This is a genomic window from Streptomyces sp. O3 (assembly GCF_054788135.1).
The window spans coordinates 1-552 of sequence record NZ_JBTVYK010000131.1 but is presented as its reverse complement, the minus strand read 5'-3'; the positions used below and the strand labels follow the sequence as shown (position 1 = coordinate 552).

Sequence of the window (552 nt, the reverse complement as noted above, 5' to 3'; positions counted from 1 at the left end):
CCCTTCAACCCGGTCTCCCTGGCGATCGGCGCGGAGGCCTCCTTCGTGGCCCGCACGGTCGACTCCGACCGCCAGCACCTCACCAGCGTGCTGCGGCAGGCCGCCGCCCATCCGGGCACGGCGCTGGTGGAGATCTACCAGAACTGCAACATCTTCAACGACGGCGCCTTCGAGGTACTCAAAGACAAGCAGCAGGCCCAGGAAGCCGTGATCCGCCTGGAGCACGGCCAGCCCATCGTCTTCGGCGCCGACAGCGCCAAGGGCGTCATCCGCGACCCCCTCACCGGCGACCTGAAGATCGTCACCGTCACCGAGGACAACCAGTCACAGATCCTGGTCCACGACGCCCACGCCGCCTCACCGACCACGGCCTTCGCGCTGTCCCGCCTCGCGGACCCGGACACTCTGCACCACACCCCCATCGGCGTGCTGCGCAGCGTCGACCGTCCGGTCTACGACACCCAGATGTCCGACCAACTGGACGCCGCGATCGAACAGAACGGCAAGGGCGACCTCGCCGCCCTCCTCGCCGGAGGCGACACCTGGACGGTC

1 pseudogene is annotated in these 552 nt (G+C 68.8%); it reads left to right on the top strand.

The features are described from left to right. Positions 1-552: pseudogene (locus tag ACX6XY_RS30025) on the top strand (2-oxoacid:ferredoxin oxidoreductase subunit beta); the annotation flags it as partial.